3 protein-coding genes and 2 pseudogenes are annotated in these 11,022 nt (G+C 55.8%); 2 read left to right on the top strand and 3 right to left on the bottom strand.

Annotation, left to right across the window (positions count from 1 at the left end; all coding sequences use genetic code 11):
- Positions 1-1,068 precede the first annotated feature (1,068 nt).
- Both QN222_RS30115 and QN222_RS30120 read right to left on the bottom strand, forming a co-directional pair.
- A complete protein-coding gene (locus QN222_RS30115; protein ID WP_283965389.1) occupies positions 1,069-1,218 on the bottom strand; it encodes a hypothetical protein in 150 nt (49 codons plus the stop codon).
- A 289-nt stretch (positions 1,219-1,507) separates the two neighbouring features.
- A pseudogene (locus tag QN222_RS30120) lies at positions 1,508-1,723 on the bottom strand (IS110 family transposase); the annotation flags it as partial.
- A 578-nt stretch (positions 1,724-2,301) separates the two neighbouring features.
- On the opposite strand from QN222_RS30120, the gene QN222_RS30125 reads away from it, so the two are divergent.
- On the top strand, positions 2,302-9,372 hold the full coding sequence (locus QN222_RS30125; RefSeq protein ID WP_283965390.1) for a non-ribosomal peptide synthetase/type I polyketide synthase: 7,071 nt from the start codon (positions 2,302-2,304) through the stop codon (positions 9,370-9,372).
- Here QN222_RS30125 and tnpB read toward each other — a convergent pair.
- A complete protein-coding gene (tnpB, locus tag QN222_RS30130) occupies positions 9,369-10,160 on the bottom strand; it encodes an IS66 family insertion sequence element accessory protein TnpB (RefSeq protein ID WP_336621052.1) in 792 nt (263 codons plus the stop codon). The genes QN222_RS30125 and tnpB overlap by 4 nt on opposite strands.
- A gap of 256 nt (positions 10,161-10,416) precedes the next feature.
- Between tnpB and QN222_RS30135 the strand changes: the two are divergent.
- Positions 10,417-10,709, top strand: a pseudogene (locus QN222_RS30135) (hypothetical protein); the annotation flags it as partial.
- Between the last annotated feature and the right edge of the window lie 313 nt (positions 10,710-11,022).

Here is an 11,022-nt window from a genome sequence, read left to right on the forward strand (position 1 = left end):
CCAGAAGAAAATTCCTTTGCCATGCGAAACAGTGAACGTTTCGCTCGCGCCGCGGCCCGCGTAGAAAGCTTTTCCCGACGCCTCCTTCTGAATGGGTTTTGGGGCAGAGATCAGTGTAGGCATCTTGCAGCTTGCTCCTAATTTAAATGCTTTCGGAAAGGCGCCTGGAACCAACATTTTGGAACTGATCTGCCCGGGTGACGACATTTTGGCGTACAAATCCGCGCTCATGTACTGAACGGCATCTGTGCTCGGCGGTCTGCAGCCAAGGTCTCGCAAATCGTCCCTAGATTTCAGGCGAATCAAGGAAGGATTACAGCATTTCAATAGCTTCCGCCTTGTCGGGTGATGTCACCCACGACACCAATATTGTCAGCAGCTCCTGCCGCCTCACGACGAAGGACTTTCAAAAGTCATGCCAACCGCGCGAAAGGGCCTTGCCCGCAAATTTTCCGTGGTTCATTCAATGGCTTAAATGAGAGTTCAGCAGGCAGCACAACCGAACACCGTCGTGTCTTGGACCCGACCAACGCGACATTAGGTATCGGGTGCTAAGGAATGATCTCCGGGATTTCTCTGCGGGGCAACGGAATTCACGCCCCAATTCAACCGCGTTCGCCGTGACTGAAGTCCGACCCCGGACATAGCAGTGTTGGGACGGTCGTATCATTTTGACGTGAATTTATCCCTTGGCAGGATCCTTGCAACGTGACCTGCGTACGCATCCGCAAGTCGTCGTCGATGAGCACGCTCACCCGAAAACGCCGTCGCCGCCTTAAAGAGCGTATTCTCCGAAGCTGCCGAGCCGGCAAAATGCCTTTGCGCATGGTTGAGGCGGTGGCTGGGCCGGCCTCAATACATGATGAGGACTTGGAAGCGTCTCGCACGAGGATGATGCGGTAATCGACACGAACCGGGTCAAGATGCTCATCGACGCAGCCTCCCAGCCCCTTGCAGCCGGCAAGAGCGTCGCGTTCATCCCCGGGCTCCTCGGGCCTTTGTGACAATCCCGACCGCGCGGGACCAACCGCGAGCGGCAAGCCCAGGCTATCAAGATAAACACCGCTACTATGTGAGAATAGCGATAAAGTCTACTTTCTTTAAACCGAAGAATGTCGGCGTTTTGAAGTCGCCAATGCGGCCGGCGAGGTCGGGGCTATCGCCTGCGGCGATGCGCTTGATTTGATTATCGCTTGCCAGGTATTCGTCCGAAGCCATGGGTTACCGGCTAATAAGCGCTCACCGTATGTCCACAACGCCACGAGCAGCTTGGTTGCAGCGCGAGCATCGCCCCTAATAACCCAGGGCTTATCAAATTTGGCTGTCACGGTGCGACCTCGGCTTCGGCGCTTTAAGGGTCGCTGTTGCCCGCAAGCTCGCCCTCATCCTGCATCGCATGTGGAGCGATGCGACCGTGTTCCACTTTGCCAAGGAAGCCGGCGGCCCCGCGTCGGCATGAAATAGGGCAGCATTTTGGTCTAGGGCTCGCTACACTCCTCGCCCAAACCCAAGCCATCAATTTGGCGTCGACCTCTTTCAGATGTGTTTGCGACTGCGCATATTGTGGCATGAAGCGCGAATAGCTCCCGCGCAAATCCGGTAGCATCTTATCTGCCGCGATTTGCTCGAGCAACTTGCACATCCTTTGGCAGCGATCTGCCCGTATTCTGTGGCATAGCCGCGGATCGCATTGGCAAAACTGCGTGCGATTGCGGATCAGCCTTCCTCCTAATCGGTCATAATATGGCAAGCCAACTGGCAGTGATTGGGCAAGGAGCGCCAATGACGCATTTTTGCTGCCCGCTCCCGCTCAACTCGGCTTAGCACTTCTGGCATCTGGAGCGTTGGGATCGCCAGCTGTGGCCGAAAACCCAAACATCGATTGTGCCGATCTGTCTACTCAGATGCCTGCGTTACAATATATGGCTCGCTCACACCATACGCCCTTGGATAATCACCGCAATGGTCACGTTGTTCACGGCTTAGCAGTTTACACCCAGTTGCGTTAGATCGGACGGGTCGTTGCCGGCTCACAGAATTACTACACCCTGCTAGCGATGTGTAAAAGAGATATGTACATATTTAGACAATCGTGACATAGCACCATCCTCATTCAGTTTTTTTGAAGCCGTTGTTTCACAATTAGTATAGCAGAGAACATATGAAAAGCCGGAGTGACTATAAAGGTGTATTTCCTAATAATGAAATTCATCCGGACGTCAGAAAAATTTATCAAAACGTTTAAGCCGCTTTCCTAAAAGGGAGTGTAGCATTCCAGCACAACAATGGCTGGAGAAAGTAATGGATTACGTCACACGTCCGCTCTCGCATGGCCAGATGGGCCTTTGGCTCCATCATCAAAAAAGACCAACCGGTGGCGAATACAATCTGCCAGTCGAGCTACGCATAAAGGTACCGTTCGATATTGCTGCCTTGCGGCTAGCGCTCCAGTCATTAATCGACCGCCATGAAATGCTGCGTACGACCTTTCACCAAGAGGGCGAGCACGTCATTCAGCGGATTCATGAGACAGCGTCTCTGAGTCTTCATGTCATTCGGCTGCAAGGTGTCGAACAAGCGGACTTGCATCAATCTATCGCGGCGGAAGCTCGCTCGCCTTTCGATCTGGAAAATGGGCCGGCGTTTCGCGCTCACCTGTTCGTGCGCAGTGCCGCGGAAGAGGTCCTTCTCCTCAATTTCCATCACATCATTTCCGACGCTTACAGCATTCGCACCTTCCTGCACGAGTTCGGCAGGCTCTATCAGGCGTACTGCGGAAAAGCCCCAATGCCGCATCTGACCACCGCCGCTTCTTACGGGGACTTCATAGCGTGGCAGGACCGCGTTCTTGCCGGCGACGACGGAGAACGCATGTGGGCCTACTGGCGCAGCCAGTTTGTCGATCATGAGCCTGATCTTGCTCTTCCGACCGACAGGCCACGAGCTGCGCTGACCACGCACAACGGGTCAGTGTTCTCTTTGAATATTGAGATGCCGCTGGTGGCGCGATTGGAGCGACTGGCAAACAACGAAAAAGTATCGTTCGCCACTGTCCTGCTTGCTGCCTATTACATTCTGCTGCACCGTTATAGCGACCAAGACGACATCACCCTTTACGCACCGCGCCTCGGTCGACCGGCAGGAAATTTTTCGGAGACCTTCGGCTACTTTGTGACGTTGTGCGCCCTGCGGCAGGATCTTTCTGGAAATCCCATTTTCCTCGACCATTTGCAGCGGGTGCGTCACCTCATGCGCTGCGCGCGCAGCCACGAGTATTTTCCTCTTCCTCTGCTGCTGGAGAAGCTCAAGATCCCTCCTGCACCTAATAGCAATCCGCTCGCTCAAGCAGTCTTCAACTTCATTCCCGAGACGGTGAGTTCCCTTGGCTTCACGCCATACGACGTCGACCTGTCCGGCTTCCCTGCGCAAATTCGGCTTTGCGAGACCGATGTTTGGATCGATCTTGATTTTCGAGTCCTTGCTGGAAAAAAGGACGTCCGCCTCTACGTCGTATACAATGCGGATTTATGGGATTGCAGCACCATCGAGCGGCTGGCGAAGCATTATTGTTTCCTGCTTGACGCGATTGCGGATACCCCTGCACGGCGGATTGGCGACTACAATCTCCTTAGGCCAGAGGAAGAGCACCAAGTACTGCATGGCTGGAACAATACGACCTCACCTTTTCCTTCCGAGTTTTGCCTGCACAACCTGATTGAAACGCAGGTTGCAACTTATCCGGACAATATCGCCGTCAGTTGCTCATTCGAGGCGCTCAGCTATGCCGCACTTGAGCAAAGGGCAAACAGGCTTGCCCATCACTTGATTTCAAAAGGGGTCCGCCTTGGAAGCGTGGTCGGTGTCCTCCTTGAGCGCTCGTGCGATCTCATTGTGGGATTTCTGGCGGTCTTGAAGACCGGAGCCGCCTATCTTCCCCTCGATCCGCGCCTCCCAGCTAAACGCCTGCGCTTCATCGCGCGGGACGCTGGTGCCACCGCGGTCATCAGCAAGACGGAGCTTAGAGAACAGACGTTCGGGGAAGCTTTATTGGGACGAAACCTTGAGGCTGAGAAAGGATGCGCGGTGGTTCTCCTCGATGAGGACCACACCGAAATTGCTCAGCATGAAGTCACGCCCCCGCACTGTCGTGTCGGCCCATCCGATTTGGCTTACGTGATCTATACGTCCGGTTCCACGGGGGAGCCGAAAGGCGTGATGATTGAACACCGCAGCGCCTGCAACATGGCGGAGGATCTAAGACGCACTTATCAGTTGGGGCCGGAATGCCGGGTATTGCAGTTCGCTTCCTGCGGATTTGATGCATCGCTATTTGATTTCATGTTGGCCTTATCGTCTGGCGGTCAATTGTGCTTGGCTCCCCGGTCAGCGTCGCTGCCCGGGGCAGAGCTCGTTGAATTCATGCGTCGTGAGCGCATTACGGCGGCCGGTCTTACGCCGACAGCGTGGAATTCTTTGCCGTCGACCGATCTACCTGACCTCACCGTCATCAAGTCAGGTGGAGAGCCTTTGCCGTCCAGCCTCGTTGAGCGATGGGGTGAGAGGCGCCGGATATTCAATTCCTATGGTCCCACCGAAACGACCGTTTATTGCATAAGAACCGAGGTGCAAGCCGACGGGAGAAAGCCACCCATCGGCCGTCCCGCCATCAATACCAAGGCTTATATCCTCGATCGTTATGGTAATCCGGCACCGATTGGCGCAATCGGTGAACTTTACATCGCCGGCGTCGGTGTAGCCCGTGGCTACATCAATCGCGATGAACTCACGCGCGAGCTCTTCCGGCCAAACCCGTTCGAAGATGGGTCCCAATCGATGCTATACAGGACTGGAGATCGGGTCCGCTATCGGTCAGATGGCACGATTGAGTTTCTGGGTAGAAAGGACGGACAGATCAAAATTCGTGGCATGCGGGTCGAACTTGCTGAAATCGAGCAGTGCCTCATGGGACACGAAAATGTCAAGGCATGCTGCATTACGCTGACAGACGGTCCCCACAAAAACGGGAGCCTGATAGCTTATCTAGTGATGCAACGGGAGAGTTCGAAAGATACCGATGAACTACAGGCTTTTCTGCGCGCCGCGCTGCCTGCCTACATGATCCCTTCGCAGTTCGTTTTCCTCCCGCAGCTGCCGACCAATCGTAGCGGTAAAATCGATCGGCGCGCTCTTCCCGAGCCGAAAAAAGCCTCGAATTTGAAAGCAGCAAGCTTACCAACCGGCACATTTCAGAAGGAGTTGGCCGAGATATGGAAGGACGTGCTTAAGTTAGACTCCGTCGACATCGAAGACAACTTCTTCGACGTTGGCGGACATTCCTTAGCCATCGTACAAGTTCAGGCGCGTATCCAGGATCGTTTAGGCATTGATTGTAAGATCCTGGATGTTTTCGAGCACCCCACGATAAGAACGCTCGCTGCGCACCTGGCCGCAATTCAATTCGTTCCTCACGCCGCTCAAGATTTAAAGGAACCAATTGGTTTGGCCGCAAGCGGAGGCGGGCCAAAACTGAACCACAAGGCTGTCGCGATCATCGGTATGGCGGGCAGGTTCCCGGGGGCAGAGAACGTCGATCAATTCTGGAGCAATTTGGTCAATGGCATAGAATCCATCGCAGACCTGGATGAACAGACGTTGCGAGAAGCTGGCGTCGATCCCGCCACTTTTGGCATGCCCAACTATGTAAAGCGAGAAGCCGTTATCAGCGGAGTTGATTTGTTCGACGCAGCGTTTTTTGGCATCTCACCTAAGGAAGCAGCGTGGATGGACCCGCAACAGCGAATCCTGCTGCAAACGGCGTATCAGGCGCTCGATCATGCGGGATACGGGTCCCGCGGTACGGCAGAAGACCGTGTCGGTGTCTTTGCCGGCGTGGGAGCCAACCGCTATCTCGCTGAACGTGAAGCAGGCTGGAAGCTGCTGGATTCAGAGAAAATGCAGATTCGCGTTCTTAATGGCCACGACTTCACGGCGACGCGCATCGCGTATAAGCTCAACTTGACCGGCCCCTGCGTGTCAGTTCAGACGGCCTGCTCTACTTCGCTAGTTGCTGTCCATCTGGCTTGCCAGAGCCTGCGCAGCAATGAGTGCGACATGGCGCTCGCGGGTGGTGCATCGATTTCCCTGCCTCATGGAAAAGGCTATCTCCATCAGCAAGGCCACATCTTTTCTCCTGACGGCCACTGCCGTGCGTTCGATGCTAAAGCACAAGGAACCGTGAGAGGCAGTGGAGCTGCGGTCGTCGTTCTCAAGCGGCTGAGTGATGCCTGTAGAGACGGCGACTACATCTGGGCAGTGATAAAGGGAACCGCCATCAACAATGATGGCGCCGCCAAAGTAGGCTTCACCGCCCCCAGCGCTGATGGACAGGCTGCGGTGATTCAAGCTGCCCTCACCGATGCTGACGTCTCTGCGGATACCATCAGTTATGTGGAGGCGCATGGTACGGGAACGTACCTCGGAGATCCCATCGAAATCTCCGGCGTGACAAAGGCCTTCCAGTCCCACACAGCAAGGAAACAATTCTGCGCAATAGGTTCGGTGAAGGCAAATATCGGCCATCTTGACGCCGCAGCGGGTGTAACAGGGTTGATCAAGCTCGCCGTAATGCTGAACAGGGGCGTCATCCCCGCTAGCCTTTATTTCGATAAGCCCAACCCAAATATCGAGTTTCAGGAGAGCCCGGTGTTCGTAAACAAGACCTGCACGCCTTGGCCCAAACTTAGTGAGCCACGGCGCGGTGGAGTCAGCTCATTTGGTATTGGCGGCACGAATGCGCACACGATTCTCGAGGAGGCTCCGCCGCAGAGGGGTGAGCAAGGTGGTCGCCGGCCGCACGTTTTTCCAGTATCGGGGGCGAGCAGGTCGGCACTGACCAAAATGCTCGTACAACTTGCCGGTTTTATGCGCCAAAGGGATACCCAGCACAGTGCAGCAAACATCGCATACACGCTGCAAAAGGGTCGAGCCGCTCTCAGATATCGCACAAGTTTTGTGGCATCGGATCTGGTAGAACTAGCCGACCAACTCGATCAGGCGGCACTGCAGGTGGGCGCTTCGCGAGAGGTGTCAGGCAGTGAACACCGCATCGTGTTCATGTTCTCCGGCCAAGGCGGTCAGCAGATTGGAATGGGTCGCGAGCTGTACGAAGAAGAGCTGGTATTCCGCAACGCCATCGATGAATGCGCAAATTGGCTTACCGAGTTCGCACAGATTGATTTCCGCCGCCTGCTCTACAAAGAAGGCAAACCCGATGGTGAGCTTGAACCTCAGTTGGAAGCCATAATTCAGCCCGTCATCTTTGCTACGCAATATGCAATGGCGAAGCTCTTTATCTCGTGGGGCATTTTCCCTTCGGCTGTAATCGGGCACAGCATCGGAGAATATGCAGCCGCTCATATTGCCGGGATCATCTCGTTACCCGATGCCATTCGACTGACACTAATAAGAGGACAGATAACGTCCCGTGTGCCTGCCGGCGGTATTGTTGCAGTTGCCCTGGCAGCCGAAGAGCTTCAACCTTATTGGAACGAAAGCTTGTCATTGGCGGCCATCAACGGTCCACGTCAGTGCGTCGTTTCGGGGCCTGCATCCGAGATCGCAGCCTTTTATGAGCGATTGCAGGCGAAATCTATTGAAAGCAAACGAATATGCGCAAGTCATGCCGGGCATTCATCCCTGCTCGATCCAATCCTGCCGGAGTTTAGGATTCACGCAGAACAGGTCGAGTTGCATGCGCCGCAAATACCTTTCATGTCAACGGTGACCGGTGACTGGCTTGAGAACGAAGCGCAGCTTGATGGCGGCTACTGGGTTCGCAATCTGAGAGAGACTGTGCAGTCCCATCGGGCTTTCGATCGGCTGGTGCAATCGGGCCACGAATTGTTCATCGAGACGGGACCTGGGGCAGCCCTGACCAGACATTCCAGGCAGTTCAAGTCAAAGAGCAGCCGGCACAGCGTTGTCGCCTTTGCCGCTTTGCCAGGAGACGATAGTGGACAGGGCGATCACGCCAGCCTGTTGCAAACGCTGGGGGAGCTGTGGACCTGCGGCGTTCGCATTGATTGGTCTGGCCTGCACCACCGTCGGCCTCTGCAGCGTGCTCCTCTCCCGCCTTATGCGTTTGATTGCAAGTCTTACTGGCTCGATGCGGTTGCCACCAATAATCGGAGACAATATGCGGATGCAAATCAAAGTGACCCTGCAACGATGTCGGTTGATCGCCCAGTTGAAAACAAAGAAGGGCACAGCCCGGATGTGATCGAGGTGTCTGCCGAAGCAGCTTTGGACCGCCAAATTGCGGCGGTCTTTGGGCAGGTTCTTGGCTTGAATGACGTGGCCCTGACCGACAGCTTCTTTGACCTCGGTGGGGATTCGTTAAGCGCATTAAGCGCCATCAATCGCATTGGGCAGCTCACGGGTGAGAAGTTGGCTCCCTCCCTGCTGTTAGAACACCAAACCCCGAGAGCGCTGGCGGCAGCCCTATCGGAGACCTCTAGAAGCGCGCGTCCGGGCGCATTGATACCGATACAAACCAGCGGCTCGCGGGTGCCTCTGTTTTGCGCCCACCCTATCGGCGGACAGGTGCTCTTTTATAAGCATCTTGCTGAAGCCCTAGGCGCGGAGCAGCCGCTCTTCGGCCTGCAGGCGCGCGGTTTGAACGGTGAGGCAATACCTCACCTGAGCATTCCAGTGATGGCGCGAGAATACATAGAGGCCATCAAGAGCGTACATCCACGGGGCCCTTACCAACTCGCCGGCTTATCCATGGGCGGTAGTGTTGCTTGGGAGATGGCCTGCCAATTGCGCGATGCTGGTGACGAGGTGGCGTTAGTGGGCCTGTTCGATGCAAGAGCGTTTCACGAGAATGAAGATCTCACAAGCGAGGGGTATCACCGCGTGCTCGGCAACAGCCACATTCCTGAGTGGCTGAGCGAGCCAGCGGTCACATTGAGTGTGCTTTTTCCGGCGCTGAAGAAACATTGGCGAAAGCTAAAATCTGTCAAACGCGAGCGCCAAGTCACTGCCTTGTTCGATTTCGGCAGGCAAGCAGGCGGCGTTCCCGACGTGAGCGAAACGCACCTCGATCATCTCCTGACAGTTGCCGAGGCAAATAGAATTGCGCTGCGTGATTACACGCCTCGGCCCAATGATAGCAGGACCGTTCTTTTTACGGCCGAGAAGGGGCTGCGCATATCCATCAATCAACCCAATGGCGATCTTGGTTGGAAGGAATTCGCGCGGGGCCGCCTGGAAATTCACGAGGTTCCAGGTGACCATTACTCGATGATCGCTCCGCCGCATGTGAACGTCCTAGCGAAGAAGCTTAGTAACTATCTTTATCGAAACGACTAATCGTCGATCCGGATGGCGGGGTTTACACCGCGACAGTATAAATCCTGCGAGATCGACGCAGCGGGCACATATCGCGTGTGGCGATGGCTTGCTCTGAACGCTTGCACGAGCGCCAGAATGCCGAGACGGGTGCGAAAGCCCCGCTCGGGACGCAGCCGGTGACGGCCTGGAAGAAGAAAGAAGACGGCGGTGGAAACACCGAGCTTCTCGCCGGCCGCGATCGATCCTTCTGATATCCATTTGCGGCGATCCGCGCGCTGCATGTGATCGGGGCGGTCGTATGGCCGCGCCGGTTGGGCACACTCGCGTGGCTGGCGATCCGCTGCGCCTTGTGGAAGAACTGTAAGCGCGATTTTCCCTGCACGTTGACGCCGCCTTTCGGCGCTTGATTTCGGAAAGCGTCGCGCTGGATCAGGCGGCAGTGGCAGTTTTGGGGAAGTTGAAGGGCAGCAGGTCGGTGATATCGGCGTCGCCGTAAGCGTGACCACCCCTGCCTCGCGGCGCGGGTACCGGAACTTGTCCTCGGTCAGCCGCTTCAGGACCAGCACAAAGCCGGACCGGTCGAAGAACGGGAGCTTCACCCAGTCGCGACGGCGATTGCAGAACGCGAAAACCGCCGGAGCAAACGGATCGAGCGCCATCGTTTCCTGAACCAGAACCGCAAGGCTGTTGATGCCGGCCCGGAAGTCGATCGGCTCACGATGCAGGTAGACTTTGAGATCAGCGCCCAGTTTGAACATGACCCCAACGCTCCGATGATCTCCGTCAATGCATCCACATCGCCGCATTCCAGCGTCAGCTCCACGCCGTTCGGCAGTGACCCGCTCACTTCGGCTGGAGAGGGAAAGGCGCAGCCCTTTTCGATGCCGACCCACGCCCTCATCGCAAGGGGCCTCGGTAAATCCACCGCAGCCATGCTGCTCTCTCGCAGCAAGGCCTGATCGGAAAGTGATTTCAATCTGAACTGGGATAACCGCCAGTGATGAGGACGGCGAGAGAGGCTGGGTCTGCGCGCTTCTCAACAACAGGCATGGAAACGTTCCTTCTAGTGGCGGTCGCCAGCGTTTGTTCGGGATCAGGAAATGAGAGATCGTTATCTGCGCACATTGCTTATCCACGGTGCTCGAGCGGCATTGGTTCGAGCTGGCGGCAAACAAGATGCTCGCAGTCTTTGGCTTGGCAAGCTTCGTCTCCGACGCCATCCTAATGTTGCGGCGGTCGCGCTCGCCCTGACAATTGCAGCAACCGGCAGGAGACGGAAAAGGTCCCTTCCGTCGCTTTCCGAGCCTGATGTGTGGACCGGCATAGCGTTGTGCCAATGTCTTCGGGGGCGTTGAGGTGGAAGCGAGCGAAAACCCATCGAGGGTCGCAGCGACGGTATTCGCGCTGCATCAGGAAGCCGGATATACGTCAGCAGTTGTGACCAGTAATCCCCCCTCGCCAAATCTGTTGCAATCGGCGGGGTCTATATACGTCCATACATGAATCTGATTTTCTCAGGTTTGCTAATCCCAAGAGTCCACACGACCTAGGAGAGAAGTCGTCCCTTGAACATCGCAACCCTGCGAAAATCGTTGGGACGCTCGCCGGCAACCAAAACGTTGCAACAAAGCCTTCAACTAAATTTACAGAACCTTTGCGACCGCAGAT

Source organism: Sinorhizobium sp. 6-70 (genome assembly GCF_030124375.1).
Taxonomy (GTDB): domain Bacteria; phylum Pseudomonadota; class Alphaproteobacteria; order Rhizobiales; family Rhizobiaceae; genus Sinorhizobium.